23 protein-coding genes are annotated in these 26,544 nt (G+C 62.9%); 14 read left to right on the top strand and 9 right to left on the bottom strand.

Annotation, left to right across the window (positions count from 1 at the left end):
• Positions 1 to 2: 2 nt before the first annotated feature.
• On the top strand, positions 3 to 665 hold the full coding sequence (locus tag KT882_RS21060) for a GNAT family protein (RefSeq protein ID WP_161070611.1): 663 nt from the start codon (positions 3 to 5) through the stop codon (positions 663 to 665).
• Positions 662 to 859: a hypothetical protein gene (locus KT882_RS21055; protein ID WP_161070612.1), complete on the top strand. Its 198-nt coding sequence runs from the start codon at positions 662 to 664 to the stop codon at positions 857 to 859. The genes KT882_RS21060 and KT882_RS21055 overlap by 4 nt, the downstream gene beginning before the upstream one ends.
• A gap of 24 nt (positions 860 to 883) precedes the next feature.
• Here KT882_RS21055 and KT882_RS21050 read toward each other — a convergent pair whose 3' ends face one another.
• From KT882_RS21050 to KT882_RS21030, 5 genes are read right to left on the bottom strand one after another with little or no spacing between them, the layout of a single operon-like run.
• Positions 884 to 1,021 (bottom strand): hypothetical protein, encoded by a 138-nt coding sequence (locus tag KT882_RS21050; protein WP_223149295.1) that lies wholly within the window; start codon positions 1,019 to 1,021, stop codon positions 884 to 886.
• Positions 1,022 to 1,032: 11 nt separating this feature from the next.
• Positions 1,033 to 1,275 (bottom strand): hypothetical protein, encoded by a 243-nt coding sequence (locus KT882_RS21045; protein WP_161070613.1) that lies wholly within the window; start codon positions 1,273 to 1,275, stop codon positions 1,033 to 1,035.
• Positions 1,269 to 1,520, bottom strand: a complete 252-nt coding sequence (locus tag KT882_RS21040) for a hypothetical protein (protein ID WP_161070614.1) — start codon at positions 1,518 to 1,520, stop codon at positions 1,269 to 1,271. Before KT882_RS21040 ends, KT882_RS21045 begins: the two co-directional genes overlap by 7 nt.
• A 20-nt stretch (positions 1,521 to 1,540) precedes the next feature.
• Positions 1,541 to 2,278 carry a CPBP family glutamic-type intramembrane protease gene (locus KT882_RS21035; RefSeq protein ID WP_161070615.1) on the bottom strand — a complete coding sequence of 246 codons (738 nt, stop codon included), beginning with the start codon at positions 2,276 to 2,278 and terminating at the stop codon, positions 1,541 to 1,543.
• Positions 2,263 to 2,727 carry a YbaK/EbsC family protein gene (locus tag KT882_RS21030; RefSeq protein ID WP_161070616.1) on the bottom strand — a complete coding sequence of 155 codons (465 nt, stop codon included), beginning with the start codon at positions 2,725 to 2,727 and terminating at the stop codon, positions 2,263 to 2,265. Before KT882_RS21030 ends, KT882_RS21035 begins: the two co-directional genes overlap by 16 nt.
• A 164-nt stretch (positions 2,728 to 2,891) precedes the next feature.
• Between KT882_RS21030 and KT882_RS21025 the strand changes: the two genes are divergently transcribed.
• The 11 genes from KT882_RS21025 (at position 2,892) to KT882_RS20975 (ending at position 20,682) form a co-directional block, all read left to right on the top strand.
• Complete coding sequence (locus tag KT882_RS21025; protein ID WP_161070617.1) at positions 2,892 to 4,634, top strand: IlvD/Edd family dehydratase; 1,743 nt, start codon at positions 2,892 to 2,894, stop codon at positions 4,632 to 4,634.
• Positions 4,635 to 4,647: 13 nt separating this feature from the next.
• Entirely contained in the window at positions 4,648 to 5,640 is a 993-nt protein-coding gene (gene araD1 / locus KT882_RS21020; RefSeq protein WP_161070618.1) for an AraD1 family protein, read from the top strand.
• Complete coding sequence (locus tag KT882_RS21015; protein WP_161070619.1) at positions 5,637 to 7,208, top strand: aldehyde dehydrogenase (NADP(+)); 1,572 nt, start codon at positions 5,637 to 5,639, stop codon at positions 7,206 to 7,208. The genes araD1 and KT882_RS21015 overlap by 4 nt, the downstream gene beginning before the upstream one ends.
• 78 nt (positions 7,209 to 7,286) lie before the next feature.
• On the top strand, positions 7,287 to 8,054 hold the full coding sequence (locus KT882_RS21010; RefSeq protein WP_228893216.1) for an SDR family NAD(P)-dependent oxidoreductase: 768 nt from the start codon (positions 7,287 to 7,289) through the stop codon (positions 8,052 to 8,054).
• A 66-nt stretch (positions 8,055 to 8,120) separates the two neighbouring features.
• Complete coding sequence (locus KT882_RS21005; protein ID WP_228893215.1) at positions 8,121 to 10,058, top strand: glycoside hydrolase family 97 protein; 1,938 nt, start codon at positions 8,121 to 8,123, stop codon at positions 10,056 to 10,058.
• 16 nt (positions 10,059 to 10,074) lie between these two features.
• Positions 10,075 to 11,619, top strand: coding sequence for an alpha-N-arabinofuranosidase (locus tag KT882_RS21000; RefSeq protein ID WP_228893214.1), 1,545 nt, complete (start codon positions 10,075 to 10,077; stop codon positions 11,617 to 11,619).
• 43 nt (positions 11,620 to 11,662) lie between these two features.
• Complete coding sequence (locus KT882_RS20995; protein WP_228893213.1) at positions 11,663 to 12,676, top strand: arabinan endo-1,5-alpha-L-arabinosidase; 1,014 nt, start codon at positions 11,663 to 11,665, stop codon at positions 12,674 to 12,676.
• 13 nt (positions 12,677 to 12,689) lie between these two features.
• On the top strand, positions 12,690 to 15,041 hold the full coding sequence (locus KT882_RS20990) for a beta-L-arabinofuranosidase domain-containing protein (RefSeq protein ID WP_228893212.1): 2,352 nt from the start codon (positions 12,690 to 12,692) through the stop codon (positions 15,039 to 15,041).
• A 129-nt stretch (positions 15,042 to 15,170) separates the two neighbouring features.
• Positions 15,171 to 19,325, top strand: coding sequence for an RHS repeat-associated core domain-containing protein (locus tag KT882_RS20985; RefSeq protein WP_321170279.1), 4,155 nt, complete (start codon positions 15,171 to 15,173; stop codon positions 19,323 to 19,325).
• A complete protein-coding gene (locus tag KT882_RS20980; RefSeq protein ID WP_161070624.1) occupies positions 19,325 to 20,017 on the top strand; it encodes a hypothetical protein in 693 nt (230 codons plus the stop codon). The genes KT882_RS20985 and KT882_RS20980 overlap by 1 nt, the downstream gene beginning before the upstream one ends.
• A 173-nt stretch (positions 20,018 to 20,190) precedes the next feature.
• On the top strand, positions 20,191 to 20,682 hold the full coding sequence (locus KT882_RS20975) for a pyridoxamine 5'-phosphate oxidase family protein (protein ID WP_161070625.1): 492 nt from the start codon (positions 20,191 to 20,193) through the stop codon (positions 20,680 to 20,682).
• Here KT882_RS20975 and KT882_RS20970 read toward each other — a convergent pair.
• Positions 20,679 to 21,812 (bottom strand): sensor histidine kinase, encoded by a 1,134-nt coding sequence (locus tag KT882_RS20970; protein ID WP_228893211.1) that lies wholly within the window; start codon positions 21,810 to 21,812, stop codon positions 20,679 to 20,681. The two genes, KT882_RS20975 and KT882_RS20970, sit on opposite strands and share 4 nt — an antisense overlap.
• A gap of 51 nt (positions 21,813 to 21,863) precedes the next feature.
• Here KT882_RS20970 and KT882_RS20965 point away from each other — a divergent pair, with 51 nt between their 5' ends.
• Positions 21,864 to 22,415 (top strand): hypothetical protein, encoded by a 552-nt coding sequence (locus tag KT882_RS20965; protein WP_228893210.1) that lies wholly within the window; start codon positions 21,864 to 21,866, stop codon positions 22,413 to 22,415.
• A 39-nt stretch (positions 22,416 to 22,454) separates the two neighbouring features.
• Here KT882_RS20965 and KT882_RS20960 read toward each other — a convergent pair whose 3' ends face one another.
• Genes KT882_RS20960 through KT882_RS20950 form a run of 3 tightly spaced genes read right to left on the bottom strand, consistent with a single transcriptional unit; the run spans position 22,455 to position 26,350 of the window.
• A complete protein-coding gene (locus tag KT882_RS20960) occupies positions 22,455 to 24,431 on the bottom strand; it encodes a putative bifunctional diguanylate cyclase/phosphodiesterase (RefSeq protein WP_228893209.1) in 1,977 nt (658 codons plus the stop codon).
• A 39-nt stretch (positions 24,432 to 24,470) separates the two neighbouring features.
• Positions 24,471 to 25,937, bottom strand: a complete 1,467-nt coding sequence (locus KT882_RS20955; RefSeq protein WP_228893208.1) for an ATPase domain-containing protein — start codon at positions 25,935 to 25,937, stop codon at positions 24,471 to 24,473.
• Complete coding sequence (locus tag KT882_RS20950) at positions 25,934 to 26,350, bottom strand: hypothetical protein (protein WP_161070628.1); 417 nt, start codon at positions 26,348 to 26,350, stop codon at positions 25,934 to 25,936. The genes KT882_RS20955 and KT882_RS20950 overlap by 4 nt, the downstream gene beginning before the upstream one ends.
• Between the last annotated feature and the right edge of the window lie 194 nt (positions 26,351 to 26,544).

Here is a 26,544-nt window from a genome sequence, read left to right as displayed (position 1 = left end):
GAATGGCTAATCGTGATCCAATTTGCGCTAGATATTTCAATCAGGCCGACATTTCCATTACATGGGACAGCTCGATAGGCAGTGAGCAACTCGAATGGGATGCAGTGACAATCGCAAAGCTCACGGGTGCGCCTGATGGAAGCAATATTTTGATTCGGCGCGGCGTTGGCAGCGTCGATTGCTTTGTGTTGACTGTGAAAAATGACGCTATATTCAAATATCCGTCTGAATACATCCTTTTCGGAGAGAGTCCTGCTGGGCGGCCGCAGCTCTTGATGGAATCAATTTATGTGCGTCCTGAGCTCAGGCGGATGGGCGTCGGGGTCCGGTCTGCAATGATCAGTTTGCTTGCTGCGAAGATGTTGGACTTTGCTACCGTCAAGCTTTTGGCCGCAGGCAGTGCGGCAAATCGTCGGATGTTCGTCGGCTATCATGTGTGGCCTCAACTTGGATTCGATGCCCCCTTGCCTGTTGAAAATTCACGAGCATTGCCACCAAGCCTGGCTGGCGCCGTTTGCCTGTCTGATTTGATGGTCTCGGAAGAGGGACGGCGCTGGTGGTACGATCATGGAAGTGCAATTGAAGTGGAGTTTGAGCTGGCAGACGGCAGTGCGAGCTGGAAATTATTTTCTTGCTACGCAAAGAGAAAAGGAGTTTGCTTATGAATCGAAATATTCATCGAAGCGTTTTGGAGCTGAAGCCCACGACTTTGGCTGAGCTGAGGGCCGCACTCGTCCAGGCGCGTGGATACGCGACTTATGCGATGGCGTTTGAGGAGGACATGCTTCCGCTGGGCGATGATCTGCGTGCTCCCGCAATTGACCTGTCTATTTGCGGCCGGGTGGAGCCTGATTGCTGAGCGGCACCGCTACCTGATTGGCCGCTATGCGCCGCGCAGCGCTTTGCGGACCACCAGCTTCAAGCCGGACCAGATTTCGCTGACAGCGCAGACTTTGATGTCGACAAAGCCCAGCATCTTCGCCAGCGTCGTGCCTGAATAGCCTGTGGGCTGCGTCGCCATGGCCTGCGTGCTTATGCCCGGAACAGGTGGGCTGCCAGGAGGCCCAGCATGGCCAGGATGAGCGCGATGCCCATATAGGCGCTGTTCATCATGAAGCGGCCCTCCCAGCTGCCTTCGCGCTTCAAACGCGAGTAGTAGGACCAGCCGCTGCCCGGTACGTAGGCGTTCTTCCTGCGGTGGCGGTAGTCGATAAGCTGGCACGGTATGCCGACCGCCACCACGAAGATCACCATGATGACTTTTAATATCAGCATTGCAGGCCCTTCAGTGTGGCGCTGGCGCGGAGGCAGCGGTCCAGCGCGGCTTGCACCTGCGCCGGATCGGCCTCGGCCGGGCGGCGCTGGAGTTCATCCACCGCCAGGTCTCCAGCCGCCACGTCGGCCAGCAGCGCTTCCCATGCATCCGCGCCCACGTGCGCGCCGGACGCCCGGAAGAAGTCCAGTTCGACTTTCAGCCGCTGCTGGCCGAAGATCAGTTTGCCGATGGTTTCGTAGTCCATGTCCACAATAGAGAAGAGGTTCAGCCCAGCAGCATGACGGAGCACAGGCTGGCGTTGTAGGCCGCATGCAGCAGCATGCCGTAGACCAGGCCGTGCCGGATGCGGAGGTAGCTGAACACCAGGCCGCAGAACAGCTGCGGCAGCAGCAGTAGCGGCATCAGGAAGGCAGCCTTGTGCGAGTATTCGAAATTGCCGATGTGGATAATGGCAAAGGCGGCGGCGTAGGCCCACACCACCAGCGGATAGCGCCGCAGGAAGGCGCGCCCGCGCCGCATGACCAGGCCGGGACGCGCCAGGTAGCGGCGGTACAGCCAGTCCATCAGCCCGATCAGCGCCATGGCGGCCGTCGCGGCCAGCGCAATCTGCCAGGTGCCGGGCCGCGTGACGATAAACAGCGCCGGCCCCAGGAACAAGGTGTAGCGCGCGCTGCGCAGCCCGGCCCGGAATGCCAGTTCCTCCACCACCGGCGCCATGAACACGGCCATCAGCATAAAGCGGGTATCGGTCGTGAGCGCGTATTTAATGGACGGGGCAAACTGCTCGAAGCCCAGCTCCAGCGGGATTTGCAGCATCGCCACCGCCAGGCACAAGCCCCACAGCAGCAGGAAGCGGCTCAGCCATTTCCGCTCGCCGCGCAGGGTGCGGCGCGGCTTGCGCACGAAATCGGCAAACATGCCGACTTCGTGCTTGATCTCGTTCCACGTGCGCTGCCTTTCGGACAGCGGCGCGGCAACCGCTTCGTTTAGGCCGCCTGGCACACGTCCACCCACTGGCCCTCGGTCAGCGCGGCGATCTGCTCGGGGCTGATGCGCACCGCGCTGTGCACCGCACCGGCGGCCGGCAGCACCTCGTCATACTTGCGCAGCGAGGAGTCGAGATAGACCGGCAGCGGCTCGGCCAGGCCGAAGGGGCACACGCCGCCCACCGGATGGCCGGTCATGCGCACCACGTCGTCTGCATCCATCATGCGGCCCTTGCCGAAAGCGTCCTTGAATTTGCGGTTGTCGATGCGCGCGTCGCCGCTGGCCACCAGCAGGATGGCGCGCCCGTCGCCCAGCCGGAAGGACAGCGTCTTGGCGATGCGGCCCGGCTCCACGCCGTGCGCCTCGGCCGCCAGCGCCACCGTGGCGGTGCTCACCTCCAGCTCGATAATCGGCAGATCCAGCTGTTTGGCGGCGAAAAAAGCGCGGACGGATTGCAGGCTCATGGGCGTAAAAAAGAATGTTAGAGTTGTACAGATTATAAGCGTAAGGCAATTTTCACAGGCGATATCAATTTTAGTATCGATATCGATTTTTAATTCATTGGAAAGACATCAATACCTTCTTTAGTATTCCACTATTGCAGTGCGAAAATTACAGGAGATTTTGCATGTCGGAGACGAAGAAAAAAGTGGAACTGCGCTCGGCGCAGTGGTTCGGTACGCAGGACAAGAACGGTTTCATGTACCGTAGCTGGATGAAGAATCAGGGCATTCCAGACCACGAATTCCAGGGCAAGCCGATTATCGGCATCTGCAACACCTGGTCAGAACTCACGCCGTGCAACGCCCATTTCCGCAAGCTGGCCGAACACGTCAAGCGCGGCATTCTCGAGGCGGGCGGCTTCCCGGTGGAGTTCCCGGTGTTCTCGAACGGCGAATCCAATCTGCGCCCAACCGCCATGCTGACCCGCAACCTGGCGTCGATGGACGTGGAAGAGTCCATACGCGGCAACCCCATGGATGCCGTGGTGCTGCTGGTCGGCTGCGACAAGACTACCCCCGCGCTGCTGATGGGCGCCGCGTCCGTGGACGTGCCCACCATCGTCGTCTCCGGCGGCCCCATGCTGAACGGTAAGCTGGACGGCAAGAGCATCGGTTCCGGCACCGCCGTGTGGCAGCTGCACGAGCAGGTCAAGGCCGGCGAAATCTCCATGCACAAATTCCTGGCCGCCGAAGCGGGCCACTCGCGTTCCGCCGGCACCTGCAACACCATGGGCACCGCATCGACGATGGCCTGCATGGCCGAAGCGCTGGGCACCACCTTGCCGCACAACGCCGCCATCCCTGCGGTGGACGCGCGCCGCTACGTGCTGGCCCATATGTCCGGCATGCGCATTGTGGATATGGTGTGGGAAGACCTGCGCCTGTCCAAGATCCTGACCAAGGAAGCGTTCGAGAACGCCATCCGCGTGAACGCCGCCATCGGCGGTTCCACCAACGCCGTGATCCACTTGAAAGCCATCGCCGGCCGCATCGGCGTGGATCTGGAGCTGGAAGACTGGACCCGCATCGGCCGTGGCCAGCCCACCGTGGTGGACCTGCTGCCGTCGGGCCGCTTCCTGATGGAAGAGTTCTACTACGCAGGCGGCCTGCCGGGCGTGATCCGCCGCATGGGCGAAGGCGGCATGCTGCCGCACAAGGACGCGCTGACCGCCAACGGCAAGACGCTGTGGGAAAACAATAACGACGCGCCGATCTACGACGATGAAGTCATCCGTCCGCTGGACAAGCCGCTGCTGAAAGACGGCGGCATCTGCATCCTGCGCGGCAACCTTGCGCCGCGCGGCGCGGTGCTCAAGCCGTCCGCCGCCACGCCGGCGCTGATGCAGCATCGCGGCAAGGCCGTGGTGTTCGAGAACTTCGAGCACTACAAAGAACGCATCATGGACCCGGACCTGGACGTGGACGCGAACGATATCCTGGTGATGAAGAATTGCGGCCCGAAAGGCTACCCCGGCATGGCGGAAGTGGGCAATATGGGCCTGCCGCCCAAGCTGCTGGCGGCCGGCGTGAAAGACATGGTGCGCATCTCGGACGCCCGCATGAGCGGCACCGCCTACGGCACCGTGGTGCTGCACGTGGCGCCGGAAGCGATGGCCGGCGGCCCGCTGGGCATCGTGCGCGACGGCGACTACATCACGCTGGACTGCGCGGGCGGCCAGTTGAACCTGGAAATCTCGGACGAGGAAATGGCGCAGCGCCAGGCCGCGCGCGCCGAGCAGAAAGTGGAAGGCGCCAAGTCCGGCTACCAGCAGCTCTACATCAACCACGTGCTGCAAGCCGACGAAGGCTGCGACTTCGACTTCCTGGTCGGCAGCCGCGGTTCGGCCGTACCCAAACACTCGCATTAATACGGAGACACCCATGCTGCTCGTACAATTTAAAAAAGAAAACGGTGAACGCCGCGTAGGCCTGTTGGAGCAGGGCGCCATCCGCGAACTGGAAAGCTTCGCCACCACCTACGCCCTGGCGCAAGCCGCCATCCGCCAGAAGAAAAGCCTGGCCGAACTGGCCCAGGCAGACGCCGGCGCGCAAACCCACAACTACGCCGACGTGGCCGCAAGCGGCCGCCTGCTCACGCCGCTGGACCACGAAGACGCGGCCCACGCCTATGTCACCGGCACCGGCCTGACCCACCTGGGCAGCGCCGACACGCGCGACTCCATGCACAAGAAGATCGGCGGCGACGTCGAGGCCCTGAGCGACTCCATGAAAATGTTCCGCCTCGGCGTGGAAGGCGGCAAACCCGCCCCCGGCGCCAAAGGCGTGCAGCCGGAATGGTTCTACAAAGGCGACGGCTCCATCGTGGCCGCCAGCGGCCAGCCCCTGGTCATGCCGGACTTCGCGCTGGACGGCGGCGAAGAGCCGGAAATCGCGGGCCTCTACATCATCGGCGACGACGGCCAGCCCTACCGCCTGGGCTACGCCATCGGCAACGAATTCTCGGACCACGTGACCGAGCGCCAGAACTACCTCTACCTGGCCCACTCCAAGCTGCGCGTGTGCGGCCTGGGTCCGGCGCTGCTGGTGGGCGAACTGCCGCAAAGCGTCACCGGCACCTCGCGCATCCTGGACAAGGAAGGCAAGGTGCGCTGGGAGAAGGCCTTCTTCAGCGGCGAGGAAAACATGTCCCACACCATCGCCAACCTGGAGTACCACCACTTCAAATACGGCCTGTTCAAGCGCGCCGGCGACGTGCACATCCACTTCTTCGGCACCGCCACGTTGAGCGTAGCGGACAACATCACCGTGCAGCCCGGCGAAAGCTTCGAAATCGAAGCGCCGGCCTTCGGCCCCGCGCTGCGCAACCGTCTTGAAGTAGTTGAAACCAGCCACACGAAAGTGACCGCGCTATGAAACTCACCGGCGAATCGCTGATAGGCGGCGTTGCCGTCAAAGGCAACGGCGACGCATTCCACGGCTACGACGCCGCGCTGGGCACGGCCATCGAACCCGCCTTCCACACCGTGGACGCGGACCAGATCGGCCAGGCCTGCAGCCTGGCCGGCGCCGCCTTCGACACCTTCCGCGCCACCAGCGACGCCGAGCGCGCCACCTTCCTCGAAGCGATAGGCGCGCAGATCATGGCCCTGGGCGACGCGCTGATCGAACGCGCCATGGCCGAAACCGGCCTGGCCCGCGCCCGCCTCGAAGGCGAGCGCGCACGCACCGTCAACCAGCTCAAGCTGTTCGCGGCCACGCTGCGCGAAGGCTCCTGGCGCGACGCCCGCATCGACACCGCGCTGCCCGAGCGCACCCCGCCGCGTCCCGACCTGCGCATGCGCCTGATCCCGGTCGGTCCGGTGGCCGTTTTCGCCGCCAGCAATTTCCCGCTCGCGTTCTCGGTAGCCGGCGGCGACACCGCCTCTGCACTGGCCGCAGGCTGCCCGGTGCTGCTGAAAGCCCACTTCGCGCATCCCGGCACCTCCGAACTGGTAGCCCGTGCCGTCGTCAAGGCGGTGGAAGAGTGCGGCCTGCCGGCCGGCGTGTTCTCGCTGCTGACCGGCACCGGCAACGCGCTTGGCCAGACGCTGGTGGCGCATCCCGCCATCCAGGCGGTCGGCTTCACCGGCTCGCGCTTCGGCGGCATGGCGCTGATGGCGGTGGCCGCCCAGCGTCCGCAGCCCATCCCCGTGTACGCCGAGATGAGCAGCATCAACCCCGTGTACCTGCTGCCGCAGGCGCTGGCCGCGCGCGCCGAAGGCATTGCCCAGGACTTCGCCGCCTCGCTGGTGATGGGCGTGGGCCAGTTCTGCACCAATCCCGGACTGGTGTTCGGCATAGACGGCCCGAACCTGGACCGCTTCGCCCAAGCCGCCACGGCGGCCCTGCAGCCAACCGCAGCGGCCCCCATGCTCACCGCCGGCATCGCAGGCAACTACCAGCGCGGCGTGGACAAACTGGCCAGCCAGGGCGGCGTTGCCACGCTGGCCAAGGGCGAACAGCTGGCAGGCAAGGGCGCGCCCGCCTTCTTCAAAGCCAGCGCCGCATCCTTTCTCGGCGACCACGCGCTGCACGACGAAGTATTCGGCCCCGCCTCGCTGCTGGTGGCCTGCAAGGACGTCGCCGAAATGCGCGCCATCACCGAAAAGCTCGAAGGCCAACTGACGGCCACGCTGCAGCTCGACGAAGGCGACTACGCCGACGCGCAAGCGCTGCTGCCGGTACTGGAACGCAAAGTCGGCCGCATCCTGGCCAATGGCTGGCCCACCGGCGTGGAAGTGGCGACCGCCATGGTCCATGGCGGCCCGTTCCCGGCCACGGCCGACGGGCGCAGCACCTCGGTCGGCACGGCCGCCATCAACCGCTTCCTGCGTCCCGTGTGCTACCAGAACCTCGCGCAAGCGCTGCTGCCTGTGGAGCTACGCGAAGGCAACCCCCTGGACATCTGGCGCCGACGCGACGGCGTGCTGGGCAAAGCCTGAGCACGTAGGGCGGGTTAGGCCAAAGGCCGTAACCCGCCGCCAGCAGCATAAAAATCATAAAAAAAAGCAGGAGACAAAATGACAGACCTTGCCAAATTCGGCAGCCTGCGCGGCAAGCGCGTATTCATCACAGGCGGCGGCAGCGGCATCGGCGAAGCGCTGGTGACGGCCTTCGCAGAGCAGGGCGCGCTGGTCGGCTTCGTCGACATCGCAAAGAACGCCAGCGAAGCGCTGGTCGAACGCATCGCCGCAGCGGGCCATCCGGTCCCCGAGTTCCGCCACTGCGACATCACCGACATCCCCGCGCTGCAAGCCACGGTGGCCGAACTGGCCGCCAAGCTGGGCGACTTCGACGTGTTGGTCAACAACGCCGCCAACGACCAGCGGCACGACGCCGAAAACGTCACGCTGGACTACTGGAACGAGCGCATCGCCATCAACCAGCGGCCCATGTTCTTCACCGCGCAGGCTGTACTGGCGGGCATGAAGCGCAAAGGCGGCGGCTCCATCATCAACGTCAGCTCCATCTCCTGGCACGCCAAGGGCGCCGGCTACCCGGTGTACGCCACCACCAAGGCCGCCGTGATAGGGCTGACGCGCAGCCTCGCGCGCGACCTCGGCCCGCATGGCATCCGCGTCAACACCGTCACCCCCGGCTGGGTCATGACCCAGCGCCAGATCGACCTGTGGGTGGACGGCGAAGCCGAAGCCGAAATCAAGCGCATGCAATGCCTGCCCGGCAAGCTCATGCCCGGCCACATCGCCTCCATGATCCTGTTCCTGGCCGCCGACGACAGCGCCATGTGCACCGCCCAGGAATTCATCGTCGACGCCGGCTGGGTATAACCCCCCTGGAGGGGAATGTGTGAACTTACAAGGAGGGCGCTTGTCTGGCGACGGGCGTGGCTAAGAATGATGATTTCGCATTTGAATCTTGGTGTGGCGCTGGCAGTTGCCGTTGCCGCCGTTGCGCCGGCGGCCCAGGCGGGCTTGAGCAGTCCGGATGGGCGCCTTGTTGTCAGCGTGCGCGTGGCGCAGGGCGGGGTGACGTATGCTGTTGCGCGCGACGGCAAGCCGGTACTGCTGCCGTCCGCGCTGGGCCTGAGCCTGGAGGGCGCGGATTTCACGCAGGGCCTGGTGCTGGCGGGTTTGACCGCCGCCAAGCCGGTGTCCGATAAGTATCAGATGGCGGTGGGGAAGCGCCGCAGCATCAGCTACGCGGCGAACGAGCAGGTCTACACGCTGCGCAACGCGCAGAAGCAGACCATGGAGGTGGCTTTCCGCGTTTCCAACGACGGCGTGGCCTTCCGCTACCTCGTCGCCGAGCCGTCGCTGCCGCTGAAGAAATTCACCGGCGAGAGCACGAGCTTTGCTTTCGCGAAGTCCGCCCAGGCCTGGCTGCAGCCTATGTCCGTCGCGCAGACGGGCTGGAAGAATACCAACCCGTCCTATGAAGAGCATTATCAGATGGCCATCCCGGTCGGTACGCCGTCGCGGATGAAGGCGGGCTGGGTCTTCCCGGCGCTGTTCAAGACCGGCGATACCTGGGTGGCGTTGACCGAGGCGAATATGGATGGCAGCTTCCACGCGTCCCGCCTGCAGGCCGACTCGTCCAACGGCGTGTACCGCATCGGCGGCCCGGCCGAGCCGGAGGTGTTCACCGGCGGCGCGCTGCTGGCGGAATCGACGGGGACGCTGGCCACGCCTTGGCGTGTGCTGGCGATAGGCTCGCTGCCCACGCTGGTCAATTCCACGCTGGGCACCGACCTGGCCGCACCCGCCGCGCACCGCGCCGCCTCGGCGCCTGCGCTGCCGCAGCCCGGCCACGCGTCCTGGAGCTGGGCGCTGCTGAAGGATGACCACACCGTCTACGACGTGCAGAAGAAATTCATCGATTACGCGGCGGACATGAAGTGGGACTACACGCTGATCGATGCGGACTGGGACCGCAAGATAGGCTACGAGAAGGTGCAGGAGCTGGCCGCCTATGCGGCTGCGAAGAACGTGGGCGTGCTGGTCTGGTACAACTCGTCCGGCGCGTGGAACCAGACCGAATATTCGCCCAAGGGCAAGCTGCTGACGCGCGAGGCGCGCCGCGCCGAGTTTGAGCGCTTGCAGGCCATGGGCGTGAAGGGCGTGAAGGTGGACTTCTTCGCCGGCGACGGCAAGTCCATGATCGCCTACTACATCGATATCCTGAAGGACGCGGCGGACTACGGCCTGCTGGTGAACTTCCACGGCGCGACGCTGCCGCGCGGCTGGTCGCGCACCTATCCCAACCTGATGACGGCGGAGGCCATCAAGGGCTTGGAGTTCACCACCTTTACGCAGGGCGACCAGGACGCGGTGGTGCGCCACATGTCCATGCTGCCGTTCACGCGCAATCTGTTCGATCCGATGGACTTTACGCCCATGGTGTTTGCGGACATCCCCAACATCAAGCGCGCCACGCGCAACGGCTTTGAGCTGGCGGAGTCGGTGCTCCTGCTGTCGGGCATACAGCACTTTGCCGAAGTCCCGGAGGGCATGGCGACGGTGCCGCCTTATGTGAAGGCCTTCCTGCAGGATCTGCCGCGCAGCTGGGACGACAGCCGCTTTGTGGCCGGCTTCCCCGGCAAGTTCGCCGTCATCGCGCGCAAGGCGGGCAATGCCTGGTACGTTGCCGGCATCAATTCGGAAGATACGGACAAGACGCTGGACCTGGACCTGTCCTTCCTCGGCAAGCGCACAGGCATGCTGCTGACGGACGGTGCGGGCCAGCGCGAATTTACCCAGTCTGCCTTCGCGGCGGGCAAGGCAAGCAAGATCACGATCAAGCCGCACGGCGGCTTCGTCGCAGTATTCAAATAAAAACCAAGGAGACGAGATGAACCTGATTAAAAAAACCATACTGGCCATGAGCCTGGCGAGCGGCGCGGCCTTCGCTGCAGGCGAAGTGACCATCACCATTGACGCAGCCAAGCCTGGTCCGGTCATCAACAAGAACGTGTACGGCCAGTTTGCCGAGCACCTGGGCACCGGCATCTACGAGGGCATGTGGGTCGGCCCGAATTCGAAGCAGCCGAACACCAAGGGCTGGCGCAACGACGTGCTGGGTGCGCTGAAGGAGCTGCATGTGCCGCTGGTGCGCTGGCCGGGCGGCTGCTTCGCGGACGAGTACCACTGGCGCGAAGGCATCGGCCCGCGCGCCAAGCGTCCGGTCAAGGTCAACACCATGTGGGGCGGCGTTGAGGAAAACAACGCGGTCGGCACGCACGAGTTCTTCGACCTGGTGGAGCTGCTGGGCGCGGACGCTTATGTGAACGGCAACCTGGGCACCGGCAGCAACCAGGAGATGGCGGAATGGCTGGAGTACATGACGTCGCCGTCCAAGTCCACGCTGGCGGAAATGCGCCGCAAGAACGGCCGCGACAAGCCCTTCAAGGTGGCGTACTTCGCGGTGGGCAATGAGGCCTGGGGCTGCGGCGGCCAGATGACGCCGGAGCACTACACGAACCTCTACAAGAACGCCGCTGAATTCCTGAAGGCGCCCAAGGAGAATATGCCGAAGTTCATCGCGAGCGGCGGCAATGACAACGACACGAAGTGGACCGAGACCCTGTCGGCCAACGTGAAGCACAAGATGGATGCGATCAGCTTCCACTACTACACCATCCCGACCGGCAAGTGGGACGTGAAGGGCGCGGCCACCGGCTTTGCCGAGGACCAGTGGATCTCCACCATGAAGAACACGCTGCGCATGGATGAGCTGATCCAGAAGAACGTGAAGATCCTGGACAAGAACGACCCGTCCAAGAAAGTGGGCTTCTATGTTGACGAATGGGGCACCTGGTACGACGTGGAGAAGGGCACCAACAGCGGCTTCCTGTATCAGCAGAACTCCCTGCGCGATGCGGTGGTGGCGGCGCTGAACTTCAACATCTTCCACAACTACGCGGACCGCGTGAAGATGACGAATATTGCGCAGATGGTGAACGTGCTGCAGGCCATGATCCTGACCGACAAGGACAAGATGCTGCTGACGCCGACCTATCACGCTTACCGCATGTATGTGCCGTTCCAGGACGCGGCTTCGCTGCCGGTGACCGTGGCCAACAACGGCCAGTACAGCGTTGGCAGCGTCAGCGTGCCGCAGGTGAGCGCATCGGCCGCGCGCGGCAAGGACGGCAAGGTCTACCTGGCGCTGGTGAACACCAATCCCAAGGAACAGGCCGAGTTGGAAATCAATGTCGCCGGCGCCAAGGCAGGCGTGGCGCGCGGGCAGCTGCTGACCGCCGAGGCGATGGATGCGCACAACACCTTTGCCCAGCCGCAGGCGGTGAAGCCGGTGCCGTTCGAAGCCAAGGCCAGCGGCGGCAAGCTGCAGGTCAAGCTGCCGGCCAAGGCGGTGGTTGTCGTCGCCGTCGAGTAAGCTGTGAACCGCGCGCCGTGAGTGCAACCTGATGGGAATGACGATGAAGTATGGAGCATGGGCAGTATCGGCAATAGTGGCGGCGGGACTGGCGTGCTCCGCGCAGGCGGCGCAGGTGGGCGTGCACGACCCGGTGATGGCGAAGGAGGGTAATACCTACTACGTCTTCAGCACCGGGCCGGGCATCACCTTCTACAGTTCCACCAATATGAAGGACTGGAAGCCGGAAGGCCGCGTCTTCCCTGGACAGCCTGCGTGGGCAAAGCAGGCTGCGCCCAGCTTCGACGGCCATATCTGGGCGCCGGACGTGCAGCACTACAAGGGCAAGTACTACCTGTACTACTCGGTGTCCGGCTTCGGCAAGATCACCTCGGGCATAGGCGTCACCGTCAACAAGACGCTGGACCCGCGCTCGCCGGACTATAAATGGGAAGACCAGGGCATGGTGCTGCAATCGGTGCCCGGCCGCGACCTCTGGAACGCCATCGACCCCAACGTGATTGAAGACGGCAAGGGCGCGGGCTGGATGTCCTTCGGTTCCTTCTGGGGCGGCTTGAAGCTGGTGAAGCTGAACGACGACCGCACCAGGCTCGCCGAGCCGCAGGAGTGGCGCACCATCGCGCGCCGCGAACGTCCCGCCTTCACGGCAGACGAATCCGGCGGCCCGGCGGAAATCGAGGCGCCGTTCATCTTCCGGAAGGACGGCTACTACTACCTGTTCGCCTCCTGGGGCCTGTGCTGCCAGAAGGAGAAGAGCACCTACCACGTGGTGGTGGGCCGCGCGCGCGAAGTGACCGGCCCTTATCTGGACAAGAGCGGCAAGGACATGGCCGCCGGCGGCGGCTCGCTCGTCATCGCGGGCGACAAGGATTGGCAAGGCGTAGGCCACAACAGCGCCTACAGCATGGACGGCAAGGACTATTTCGTCACCCACGCCTACGAGACCGCCGACAAATACCGCCAGAAGCTCAAGATCCTTGAAATGAAGTGGGACCAGGGCGGCTGGCCGGTACTGGACCAGCAAGACCTCAACCGCTACCAAAGCAATCTGCAGTGACCGGCCTCACGACATGAAACTGATCCCCATCGCCTTTGCATTGCAACTGGCGCTCGCGGCCCAGGCGGGCTACGCGGCCGAGCTGTTTCCGCTATCCGACGTGCGCCTGTCGCCCAGCCCTTTCCTGGATGCCCAGAACACGGACCTGAAATACATCCTCGAACTGGAGCCGGACAAGCTGCTCGCTCCCTTCCTGCGCGAAGCGGGCCTGCCGAAGAAGGACGGCAGCTACGGCAACTGGGAGTCCAGCGGACTTGACGGTCATCTCGGCGGTCACTACCTGTCCGCGCTGGCCCTGATGTACGCCTCCACCGGCGACCCCGAAGTGCTCAAGCGCCTGAACTACTTCGTGGCGGAACTGAAGCGCTGCCAGGAAGCCAACGCCAACGGCTATATTGGCGGCATCCCCGGCGGCAAGGACGTATGGAACGCCATCGCGCAAGGCAAGCTGCAAGCGGATAACTTCTCCGTCAATGGCAAATGGGTCCCCTGGTATAACCTGCACAAAGTCTACGCCGGCCTGTACGACGCCTGGCGCCTGGGCGGCAATGCGGACGCCAAGGCCATGCTGGTCTCCTTGTCCGACTGGGCGCTGGAACTGAGCACCCACCTCACGCCCGAGCAGATGCAGCAGATGCTGCGCAGCGAGCATGGCGGCATGAACGAAGTCTTTGCCCAGGTGGCGGAGATGACCGGCGATAAAAAATACCTGGCCCTGGCCATCAAGTTCTCGCACCAGGCCATACTGAAGCCGCTGGAAGAAGGGCGCGACCAGCTCACAGGCCTGCACGCCAACACGCAGATTCCGAAAGTGATCGGCTTCAAGCGCATCGGCGACATGACGGGCGACCCGAAGTGGCAGCAGGCCGCCCAGTTCTTCTGGCAGACCGTGCGCGACCACCGCACCGTGGCTATAGGCGGCAACAGCGTCAAGGAGCACTTCCACGACGACAAGGACTACAGCTCCATGGTGCAGGAGACCGAAGGTCCGGAAACCTGCAACACCTACAATATGCTCAAGCTTACCGAGCTGCTGTTCCAGGGCGACCAGAAAGGCAGCTACGGCGACTACTACGAGCGCGCGCTGTACAACCACATCCTGTCCTCGCAGCGGCCGGACACCGGCGGCTTCGTCTACTTCACGCCCATGCGGCCCAACCACTACCGCGTGTATTCGCAGGTGGACAAGGGCATGTGGTGCTGCGTGGGCTCCGGAATAGAGAGCCACGCCAAGTACGGCGAATTCATTTACGCGCATGAAGGCGACGCGCTGTTCGTAAACCTGTTCATCCCCTCCACGCTGAACTGGAAGGCCAAGGGCATCCAGCTGCGCCAGGAGACCCGCTTCCCGGACGAAGACCGCACCAGCATCACGCTGGAATCCGGCGGCCGCTTCACCATGAAAGTGCGCTACCCGGAATGGGTTGCCCCCGGCACGCTGGCAATCCGCGTCAACGGCAAGGCCGTGAAGGTGGATGCCAAGCCTGGCTCCTACGCCGCTATCGCGCGCGAGTGGAAGGCCGGCGACAAGGTCGAGATCCAGTTGCCGATGAAGACCCGCCTGGAGCAGATGCCGGACAAGTCCAACTACTACGCGGTGCTGCACGGCCCCATCGTGCTGGCCGCGAAGACGCAGCCTTTCGCCAGCGAGAAGCTGAACTACTTCGCCGACGACTCGCGCATGGGCCACATCGCGCAGGGGCCGGTGTGTCCGCTGGAGGCGGCGCCGCTGTTCGTCAGCGACAGCAAGGCCTTCCTCGACAAGTTCAAGCCGGTGCCGGGCCAGCCGCTCACCTTCCGCGCGTCGGGTCTGGTGCAGGGACCGGGCGCGGAGAGCATCCGCTTTATTCCCTTCTTCCGCCTGCACGACTCGCGCTACATGATGTACTGGCAGCAGACCACGCCCGCCAACCTGGCGGTGATGCGCGCCGCGAACGCGCGCGCCGAGTCCGAGCGCCTGGCGCTGGACGCCATCACCGTGGACCAGGTGGCGCCGGGCGAGCAGCAGCCCGAGTCCGACCACTTCTTCAAAGGCGAGGGGGCGGATGCGGGTATCAACAAGGGCCGCCACTGGCGCCACGCGAAAGCCTGGTTCAGCTACGAGCTGAATGACAAGGAAGGTGCGGCCAAAACACTGCGCCTGTCCTTCTCCCGGGCCGACGCGGGCCGCAAGTTCGACATCGTGGTCAACGGCGAGCTGCTGGAAACGGTGATACTGGGCCGCGACGCCGCCGACGAAATCTACACCCGCGACTTCGCCATCCCCGCCGGCCATCCCGGCCAGCCGCGCAAGCTGACCGTCAAATTCGTCGCGCACCCCGGTTCCATGGCGGGCGGCCTGTACGGCCTGCGCCTGCTGCGTTGATTCCCGGAGCCGGCTCAACTGTAGAAAGTTCAAAAAAAATAAAAAATAAAGTAGCTGCGTGCCTGATGGGGTAATGATTAAATTGCCTACATTGACTTTTGGTTAATTCAATTTTCAATGGGGGACGCAATGAAAATGTTCCTGTTAGCACTAGCGCTCGCCAGTGCCATCCTGCCGCACAGCGCGCAGGCCGAGGAAATGCAGGTGGTTGAGATCGTTGGCCAGCGCCCGATTTTCGATCCTGGAATGCTGGATTATCTCGACCTTATCCGTAATCGGGAGCGCTACGATTGGGTGGAGCGCTCGACGGGAGGCGGTGCCAGGGTCGTCGCCGCACCGCCGTCCGATAGCAACTCAAATCATGGCGAGATTGGCTGCAATAAATCAAAAACAGGAGCGCCGAACGGCGCCTCTCCTGTAATTGGCAACCCCGTGGTGGTCGCCACGGGCGAAAAACTGCTGTTCGAGCGGGACTTCCAGGCGATGGGTGACTACGGCCTCGGCCTTGCCCGCACTTACCGGAGCCAGAACGCCTCCGGAACCCTGTTCGGGCCTTACTGGCTGTCCAGCATCGATTACCCCCGCTTGAATATCGTCACAGCGAATTGCTACCGCCTGCAAGTCGGTGGCTGCATTCCGCGCACGGTCATCGTGACCGATCCCGACGGCGTCAAGCAAAGTTACGGCCTCCAGCTATTCCACGATGAGCGTTTCCGCCTTTATGACTACACCGTGCGCAAATCGCAGTCGGCCGGAACGCTGACCCACAGGGCCAACGGCGAATGGCTGCTCACGCGGGATAAGACGCTCTACGCCTACAGCAACGACGGATACCTGCAGCGCATCGTGGACAGCTTTGGCGCGGTGCTGTCATTCGGCTACCAGGGCAACCGCTTGATCACGGTCACCAGCGCCGCCGGCAAGACCTTAGCGCTGGGCTATGGCGGAAACGGACTGGTGGCTACGGTGCGCGATCCGGCCGGCTCCATCTGGACATACGATTACGACGGCAACAACATGCTGGCGAAGGTGACCGCGCCCGGCGCCGCTGGCCAGCAGGATATCCGTGAATATACCTACGGCGGCCCGGACAACCCCGCAAGCACTGACCCCACGCTGGTGACCGGCATAGTGATTAATGGCGTGCCCTTCAGCAATTACACCTATCACCCGGACCGGCGCGCAAAAGACAGCGGCCCGGCCAGCGGGGAAGAAAAGGAAACGTTCAACTACGGCGCCAACCTGACGAATGTGACGGATTTGCGCGGCCAGTCCACCGACTACACATTCATCAATGTTTTGGGCGAGATGAAGATCGACACCATCTCCCGCGCACCCAGCGCCACCTGCTCGTCCGCCAGCGCGAAAACCGTGTACGACGCCAACGGTTATATCGACTACCAGCTGGACTGGGAAGGCAGCAAAACCGACTACACCTTCGACGAGTTCGGACGTTTGACGGACGTCACGACCGCAGCCGGCACCAGTGATGCCCTGGCAACGATATACACATGGGAAGGCGACGATATCAAGACAACGGAATGGCGCGGCACCAATGGGATAGCCTACCTGCGCGTCACCTACACATACGAAGGATCGCAGCTGAAGTCGGAAGTCTGGGACGACCTGAAGACCGGCAACCGGCGCGAGATTATCTATACATACACCAGGCACCCGAGCAACATCCTGGCCGCGCGCACGGCGTCGCGCTGGCTGCCGGAAGGGTATGTGACCGACACGCTGGAGTTCAATACCAGCGGCAACCTGGTGCGGCACGTGAATCCCTTGGGCTACGCCGAGAGCTGGGCCAACCACAACAGCATGGGCCAGCCGGGCCGCCACACCACGTTCAAGAACCGGGTCGAAGAATTCGGCTACCACGTGAACGGCAACCTCACCCAGCACGCGCTGCTGCTGGCGGGCGGCAAGCGGTTCACCAAATTCAGCTACAACCATGACCGCCAGGTGATGGATGTCAGCCATGCCAGCGGCCGCATTGACCGCTACCGCTACAACGTCAGCGGCCGCCTGGACCGGACTGGCGACGCGGCCGGGAACTATGCCACGACGGTGTTCGATGCGCCCAGCAACACCATGACCTGGAGCGCCGAGCGCCATGTTCCTGCGGCCGGCAACGTGCCGCTGGCGAAATCCGAGGGACGGTTCAGCAAGGTCACCGTGTTCGACTCACTGGGCCGGCCCTACACGGTACTGGGCAATCACGGACAAAGAACCGATTTCCGCTACGACCTCAACGGCAACCTGGCCACCCAGACGGACGCGTTGGGCCGCTCCACCACCTTCGAGTACGACGCCCAGGACCGGCCCGTCAGGCGCGTCGCGCCGGACGGCGGCGTGAGCCGCTGGGAGTACGACAACGAGGGCCGCCTGCATTACTTCTACGACCCGCGCGGTATCCGAACGGACTACACCTACACCGGCTTTGGCGATGTGGCGACAGTGAACAGTCCCGATGGCGGTAATGTGAGCTACGGCTACGATGCCGCCGGCCGGCTGAAAAGCGAAACCCGCGCCGGCGAAGCCATAGTCTATACGCTAGACGCATTGGAGCGCTTGCGGACGCGCAGCCGCGGCGGCGTCACCGAAACGTATGCATACGACCCCATGGGCAAGCTGGAAAGGTTCACCGACGCGACCGGCAGTACCGACTTCGGCTACAACGACGCGGAAGAGCTGGTGGGCAAAGTCAGCAACGTCTATGGCGGGATTCATACGACCGCCTGGGCGTATGACGTGGCCGGACGCCTGATAGGCATGGGCTACGACGGCAGCCAGTTATCGCTGGGCTTCGACTACAACACGGTCGGCCAACTGACCCGCATCCGCACCAGCAAGGGCGGCACCTGGGGTGTGCTTGCCAGCCAGTTCCTGTACCAGCCCGCCACCGGCAGGCGCTACGGCTGGCGCTTCAACAACAGCATTCCACGGCTGGATACTTTGGATACGGACGGGCGTATCGAGAAAATCTACAGCATCAACGCGGTGAACCAGACCTACGGCTACGACGCTACCGACACGCTGAACCGGATCACGGATGCCGCCTATCCGACGTTGAGCGAGAACATGGGGTATGACGCCAATGACCGGCTGGGCTATTCTGGCCCGGCGGCCAATGTGCAGGCCTACGTCTGGGACCAAAGCGGCAACCGTGGCGTGCACCGCAACTTCGGCATCGAATATCACAGCGTGATCTCCCCGACCAGCAACCGCCTGGACTTATTGCACACGCTGGACAATCGGCAGTGGCGCAGCTTCGAATACGACGCGCTAGGCAACCTGTTCAGGGAAACGGCCAACAGCGGAACCCGCACCTACAGCTATGATGCGTTCTTCCGCATGAACGGAGCCCAGGTCGGAGCGAACCAGGCGGCATACTACAACAATGCGCTCAACCAGCGCGCAGTAAAAGTGGCGAACGGCAGCGTCACACATTATCAGTATGGCCCGGATGGCGAGCTCGTGGCCGAGTACATAGGCAGCAGCCGCACCTACTACATCTGGCTGGGCGGCGAACTGCTGGCCATCGAGCGCGACGGCACGATCTACGCGAGCCACAACGACAGGACCGGCCGCCCGGTGGTGCTGCTCGACGCCACGACGAAAAAGGTTTGGCGCGCCGCCAACACGGCGTTCGACCGCAAAGTGGAAACCAGCACCATTGGGGACATGAACATCGGTTACCCGGGGCAGTACTACGACAAGGAGACGGGCCTATGGTACAACTGGCACCGCTATTATGATGCCTCGCTCGGGCGTTACATCCAAAGTGACCCCGTCGGACTGCTAGAAGGGAGTAGCCTCTATTCTTATGTGGATGGTAATCCACTTAGCTATACCGATCGTCTAGGTTTGTGCCCTGCGTGTGTGCCTTTCCTAGCGCTGTTAGATGTAGGATTAACGCTGAATGCACTGGCGACCGGGGATGGGCCGGGAGCGTCGCCAGCTAGTTCGCCAATTCGAAACGCTGTGGCACTGGGACGGCAGGGCGAAGCATCTGTATGCAGTGCCTTCGACATTGGAGTGAGAAGAACAATCAAGGTGAATGGACGTAGGCGAATACCTGATGGCATATCAGAGGATGCCGTTAATGAAGTTAAAAATGTCGCGAAATTGAGTTTTTCTAGACAGTTGCGAGACTATTCTGACTTCGCTAAAGATAATGCGCTCAAGTTTAATCTCTATACCCGGCAAGGCACGAACTTATCTGCTCCTTTACAGAATGCCGTAGACATCGGCCTAATTAACCGTTTATTGATTCCGTAATGAAAAACAGTAAAGAAAAGGCCCCTATCCGCGACCGTATGACGGATGATGAGCTTGAAAACGTAAGAGCTAGCGATTTGTCTCGACTTAAGCTGGATGATGACGAAAAATCCCGATTGCGTGAGATAAACCGAAGGCTCGATGACGAACGATTGTTACGTTCAGCAAGGCTGGCAGTTGAGGCGGCGCCGTTGATCGCAGAGCTTAAAGAGGCCGGAATGAATGTCCGCTCTGTTTGGGATCTGGTGAACACAGCAGAGAGCTATGCGAACGCTGTTCCAGTGCTGCTAAAACATCTCCAGATGCCGTATTCGGATCGCACGCGGGAAGGTATTGCCCGCGCCCTCGCTGTGCGGGATCCTCAAGTCAGGAATGCATGGCCGCTATTGGTTGAAGAGTATCGTAAGGCGAAATCCGGACTCGGATTTAAAGCGCCCGGTGACGACAAGATGTACGAACTGGGCGCCAAGGATGGCCTTGCCTGCACGCTGTCAGCCGCCTTTTCGAAAGACCGCCTGCCTGAATATATCGAACTGCTGCGAGACCGAAGCAATGGGCCAAGTCGCCTGTTGCTTTTGTCTGCACTGCGGCGATCTAAAGATCCGGTCGTTCTGCGCCTGCTAGAGGATCTCGCCAGCGATCCCGATTTGACGGAAGAGTTGTTGTCGTGGGGGCGGTTTAGGACGCATTAAGGTGAGTGGAAGGCGACAGCAGAGTTGGCGAATCTGGTCGGCATGCCATGTTGCCGCCAAGGTGCAGCTGCCGCGTGCCTGCGCGTGCACTCGCTGGCAACTGCGCGCCATGGCCGGGCGCATGTGGCGCACACTGACCTGCTGCACGGCGCCTACCGCGCCCGGAGGGGGAAATGATGAGAACATTGGACGACAACGCCATGCGGCTGGTGCTGCAAATTCTGGCGCGCGGGCAGGAAATGAGCCTGGCCACGCTGCGCCCGGACGGCTATCCGCAGGCCACCACGCTGAACTACGCCAGCAGGGGATTGACGCTTTACGCTGCCATCGGCCTGGGCAGCCAGAAAGCGCACAATATTCAGGAGCACAAGCAGGTGTCGCTTACCATTTCACCCCCGGCTCAGCCGGGAAGCGAAATACAGGCCTTGTCGATCGGCGGGCTGGCCAGCTTCGTAAAAGGAGAGGAGCATACCGTCGATGTGTCGGCACGCCTGCTGCAGCGCTATCCGCAGTTCCGCCATGTGCTGTCCGGCACGCAGGGCCATCCATGGGGCGGCATCGTGTTTCTGCGCATCGATCCGCAGGTGGTGTCACTGCTCGACTACACCAAGGGTTTCGGCCATACCGAATTGTTCAAGGTGCAGGACATCGCCGTGCCTGCTTAGCCGGGCAGGCTGCAACGCGGCAGGTTGACGGTGAACACGCAGCCGGTGCCCGGCACGTCGCGCACCGACAGCGTGCCGCCGCTGGCGATGACGGCGTTTTGCGCTATCGTCAGGCCCAGCCCCAGGCCGCTGCGGTCTTTGCCATGCTGCGAGAACGGCTGGAACATGGAGGCGGCGGCGCCGGCGGGCAGGCCGCCGCAGTGGTCGTGCACTTCGATCAGGATGCGCTCCCCCGCAGCCATGGCAAGCAGCGTCACCTGGGAATGGGGCGGCGAAAATTTGAAGGCGTTCTGCAATAAATTCGCCACCGCCGCGAGCAGCAGTGCGCGGTTGCCGGCAATGGCCAGGCCGGCCTGCACCGGCGATGCCACCAGGGTGCAGCCCCGGCTGCGGGCCGTCAGCTCGGCGGTGCCATGGACTTCGCTGATGAACTCGTCCAGCGCAAACACCGGCGCAGCCTCCGTCTGCTGGTGCAGCACGCGGATCTCGTCGAGCGCGCCGTCTATCAGCCCGGCCAGGCCGTGCAGGCTGCGCTCCAGGATGGTGCTGGTGGCGCCTTGCAGGCTCAAGTTGCCGGAGCGTAGCGCGGTGTGCGCCAGCAAGGCCGTGCCAAGCATATTGCGCGCCTCGTGGGCGAGATAGCCCAGGCGTTTGTTGGCGTCGCTGGTGTGCTGGTCCGAGATGTCGGACTCGCGCTGGCGGCTGAACTCCGTGACCGCGTCGGCAATCGCATTGTCCAGGCAGCGGTTCAGCGTGCGGAACTCGTCCACCTCGAACGGCGTGCCGGACTCCACCGCCAGGTCGGTGATGGCCTGGCACAGGTCACCATAGGTATGCACCGCTTCGTTGACCGTGAAGCCCAGCGTCAGCAATTCCTTGCCGTGCTGTGCCGCCGTCAAGCCGATCTCGCTGGCGGACAAGGCGCCGCCGGCCGGTCCGGAAATCCTCAGGCTTTCGGCCTGGCCGTCGCCTTGCTCGGCCTGCAGCGTGCGTATCAGCTGATCCAGGAATAAAGGGATGCCATATTCGAGTTGCACCTGCGTGACGGAAGGCGCCTGCCGCTGGAGTACTTTGGCCTTGCAGCGTTCTATCAAGTCGCTGCGGGAATCAGACAGGAAAGTGTGCAACATGGGATATCTCCTGATTCTTGCTTGGAAATATAGAGGGATCGGCGGCCCAATGTGAGATGCAGCGCAGATGCAGACGCGGAAAGCGCGTTAAATCGTCTGGCTGTCTTGTTTTATTTTATTCACTCCATAGGGAATTTCATGTCCGATAACATAGCGAAAGCGTTGGAAAAGCAGGGCATGCCGGCTGCGGAGCAGCTTGAACTGTTGAACCTGGCCCTGGACGCGGCACTGGATTGCCTGACCGGCCTGGTCGCCATGAATAGCGCCCTGGCACGCACCGTGGCCGAAAGCGAGCAGCAAATCGCCGCTTCCCTGGCGCTGGTGAGCCGTATCGCCGGGCTGGCCGGCCTGCATGCGCAGCCATCCCCCCGCCAGCACAGCGCCGAACTGCGCGCGATTCTGCTGGCAACGAATGAGGATTTCTCCTCGGCCGTCGATTTCAATGCATGGAAAAAAAGACATCAAATCTCCACCCAGGCGGCCAGCGTCTTGAGGAGCCATCAACATATTGCCCCTGCGGAGCCCATCAGGCAAGCAGCCTCGTCTGCTCAGAAAGACAGCGAGGCCGCAGAACTCATTATGCAGGATGAGGGCGGGCACTGAACTGCTTTTCAGCGCCGCGCAGCCTGCCTGTAAATGTATTCATACTTTCCAATTCGAAAAATTCATCGCAGCCATCGAGGCTTGCTCGCGCTTGAGCAGGTTGGAGAATTGCTCCGCCTGCAAGGGGTGGCTGAATAAAAAGCCTTGCACGGCTTCACAGCGCATGGTTTGCAGATAGGCCAGCTCGGACTCCAGCTCCACTCCTTCGGCCACGATGGTTTTCCCCAGGCTCTGCCCCATGGCGATCACCGCGCCGGCCAGCATGCTGCCCTCCTGGGGGCCATTGATGCTCTGGACGAAGGACCGGTCTATTTTCACCACGTCGATGGGCAGGAAGTTCAGATAGCTCAAACTGGAATAGCCGGTGCCGAAATCGTCGAGCGCCAGCGTCACGCCCATGAGCTTGAGCTGGCGCAGGGTTTCCGCGCAACTGGCGGCGTCCCGCATCAGGACGCTTTCGGTGATTTCGAGCTGCAAATGCCGCGCGGGCAAGCCGGACTGGGCCAGTACTTCGCGCACATTGGCCAGGAACTCGGGGTGGCAGAACTCAAGCGTGGAGACGTTGACCGCCACGTCCACCCACGCCGCGCGCTCGCTTTTCCACTGCTGCGCCTGCATGCACGCGGTCAGCAGCACCCAGCGCCCCATATTGACGATCAGGCCGAATTCCTCCGCGATGGGAATAAAGCGGTCCGGCATGAGCAGGCCCCACTCCGGGTGATTCCAGCGCATCAGCGCCTCGGCGCCGCAGATGCGTCCGCTGCGCAGGTCGACCTTGGGCTGATAGTACAGCTCCAGTTCGCCGCGCAGCAGCGCATGGCGCAAGCTCGATTCGATGGCTTGCCGTTCGACCGCGCGCGTGTTCATGGCCGGGGTGAAGAACTGGTAGTTGTTGCGCCCGGCGCTCTTGGCCTGGTACATGGCCGTGTCCGCATTTTTCAGCAAGGCCTCGGTATCGAGCCCGTCGAAGGGGCACAGGCTGATGCCGATGCTGCAGGTGATGTACAGTTCGTGGCCCAGTATCATGTGCGGCGCGGCCAGCGCCTGCAGGATTTTTTCCGCCAGCTGGGCGGCGGCCGCCGCTTGCGCGCCGTCGGGAACCAGCAGCACGAATTCGTCGCCGCCCTGGCGGCTCACGGTGTCGGACGCGCGCACGCAGGCGGTCAGGCGGCGCGCGATCGATTGCAGCAGGCGGTCGCCGGTCCCGTGGCCGAGGGCGTCATTGACGTGCTTGAAGTTGTCCAGGTCCAGGAAGAACAGGGCGAAATTGCTGCCGTCGCGCTCGGCAAGCAGGGTCGCTTGCGCAATGCGGTCGTTCAGCAGCATGCGGTTGGGCAAGTCGGTCAGGAAATCATGGTAGGCCAGGTGCCCCATCTGTTCGTTCGCCTGCTGCGCCGTGACCTTGCCCGCTTCGGCCTCGAAGCAGGACTGCACCAGTTTTTCGTTCACCTGCCACAGCCGCTGCAAGCGCTGCTCCAGCATGGCGCGCTGCTCGGCGCGCTTTTGCCCGATGCGCCCTCGCCGCATCGCCGAGCGCTCGCGGGCGCCGCCGGCACGCCGCTCCTCGAGCCGGCGCTCAGGCCGGCCGGCGCCTGCCGGCTGGCTGGCGGACGCCGACGGCAGCGCCGGTGCGTCCTCGCCCCAGGCCGCGTGCAGCAAGGTGCTGGTCATCTGCTCGCCCAGCAGGATGGCCAGGCTGTCTATCATGCCCAGGAATACATGGCGGCCGGCAAAGGCAATTTCTATCGGGGCGCGCCCATCGGCGCTGTCGCGCAGCACCGCGATCAGGTCGCCGGGGCTGGCGGGGGGGCTGCGCTGTTTCAGCCAGGGGTAGCGGCTGCGCGCCTGGTGCACGCTGCGGCTGAAAATAATGCAAAACCCCGCGTTGCCTATGAACGGGACCAGTTCCCTGGCCGCCGCCTCGGCCATGCCGATGGCCAGCTCTGCTATGCCATTCCGGCGGGCCGGGTCCAGCTGCGTCCGGATGGACTGCCGTAGTGCCTCAATTGCGTCCATCACATCTCCTGGTCCGGAATGGGCGCAGCCCATCCCGTCTCACTGTGCCGCCCGGCTGGCGCTGGGGTGGCCCGACAGCAGGCCTTCAAATGGCATACGCTGGGCGCCGATTTCTATGCCCTGGTCGCTGATGGCGTAATTGCGCAGATCCGTGCTGTGCCCGCTGCCGCGCACCTTGACCACCGAAATGACTTTCTGCAGGCGGCCGCCGATTTCGGCGTAGCGCATGGCGATGATGGCGTCGGCCAGGAAGGAAGTGTCGCTCAGGCTGAAGCGCATGTCGGTGAAGCGGTCTTCCATGCCCATGGTCACCAGCACCGTCACATTCAGCGCGGCCAGCGTGGCCAGGACGCGGAAGATCGAGGCGCGGAAGTCCTGCGCGAACTCCGGCGCCAGGGACAGCCCGAGTTCGGACAGGGAATCGATCACCACGCGGGTGGCGCCGGTGCGCGCAATTTCCTGCACCAGGTCGTCCAGCACATTCTCAATGGACAGGTCTAGCGAGCGGGTGGCCACCACGGTGACCTGGCCGGCGCCGATCAGGGCGGCCAGGCGGTGATTGCGGCAATGCGAAGGCATTTTTTCAAAGCTGGCCAGCACGCCGTGCCCGCCTTGGCGCGCACCTTCCTCCAGGAAGGCCGTGGCCAGGATGGTCTTGCCGGAGCCCGAAGGCCCGACCACCAGGGCCGCATGGCCTTGCGGCAGGCCGCCGTTCAGCAGTTCGTCCAGCATGGCAATGCCCGTGCCCACCCGCGCCGTGGCGCCGTCTTCCTGCGCGGCATAATAAGAAGGCGGCAAGGAAGGCAGGGTGCGCGGATAGACTTTCAGGCCGTCCCCGGTGATGCGGAAGGTGTGCGCGCCGCCCATGTGGGCGTGGCCGCGCATTTTCACCACGCGCATTTTGCGCACCACGGCGTTGCCCTCCATATGCTGGGCCAGGCAGATCAGGCCGTCGGCCACGGTCATCACCGGATGGGCTTCGATTTCGTTGAAGGAATATTCCCCGATCAGGAAGGTGGTTGCCTGCCAGCTCGCCATGGAGGTGCCCAGTTCCTGCACAAACTGCTGCAGATCGGCGATGCCCTCGTTGCCCTGGCGCGCAGTCTGGATGACGGAGCGGAAGGAGTCGACAAACACCAGCCTGGGCTCGAAGCTGGCCACTTCCTGCATGATGCGCGCCAGCACACCGCTGAAATCGCCGGCCCGCAAGTCATCGGCCAGGTTCACGTAGCGCACGCTCGCTTCGACCTTGTTGACGTCGAAGAAGCTGTAGCGCTGCTGGTAGCGCAGCATTTTCAGCGGCGGCTCGCCCAGTACGGTGAAAAACAGCGCCTTGCAATTGGCCGATGCCAGCGCGAACATGATCTGGTGGGCCAGGGTGGTCTTGCCGCTGCCCGGCGAGCCAGCGATGACGTTGAACGAGTATTCGCTCAGGCCGCCGCCCAGCAGCGTATCGAGGCCAGGCACGCCCGTCGCCAGATACTCGTGGCTGGTAGGGGTAATCATAATGGTTTTCCTTCGGCCGCATTGGCCCAGGCGGTGGTGAGTAAGCGCATCGTGAGCGGCAGCCCGATCAAGCCGGCCAGCAATCCGGTCAGGGTTTCTATCACGGCAATACCAGCGCGGGCCGCCTGCTCGGTGTCGGCCGATGACAAGCTGGCCTGCAGGGCGGTGAAATGGGTGTCATCGCGTTCCATCGTCGAGAGCGGCGCGAGGCATGCGTGCTGCGCCCGGTTCAGATGCACGCTGCGCAAATACAAGGCGAAAAATCCGCTGCTACCCATCAAGGGGCGAAAATGAACTGCCAGTTGCTGTAGCGCCCGCACGACCTGGGCGACAACCGCGCTCTGGTTGGCGCCTTCCTCAAAGGAAAGTACGGACAAGATCAGCAGTTGGCGTTCGTCATCGGATTTGTCCATCGCGAAAAATTATAGTGTTGACTGCGCGCAACCAAATCGCTATTCCACAAGTGAATGCAGGGAATGGACGAAGTATGCTCTGTTTTTGAAAGTGAGGCCGCGAATTCTTTATCTCTTTTCAAGCAAACCATTTTTGCAACTCTTTGTGATACGCAAAACGATATCAATCCATCTAAAAAATGTATTGGATGGCT

This window comes from Pseudoduganella aquatica (genome assembly GCF_020865585.1).
Classification (GTDB): Bacteria; Pseudomonadota; Gammaproteobacteria; order Burkholderiales; family Burkholderiaceae_D; genus Rugamonas; species Rugamonas aquatica_A.
Note: the sequence above shows the minus strand (reverse complement) of the source record. Positions and strands in the feature narration are given on the sequence as shown.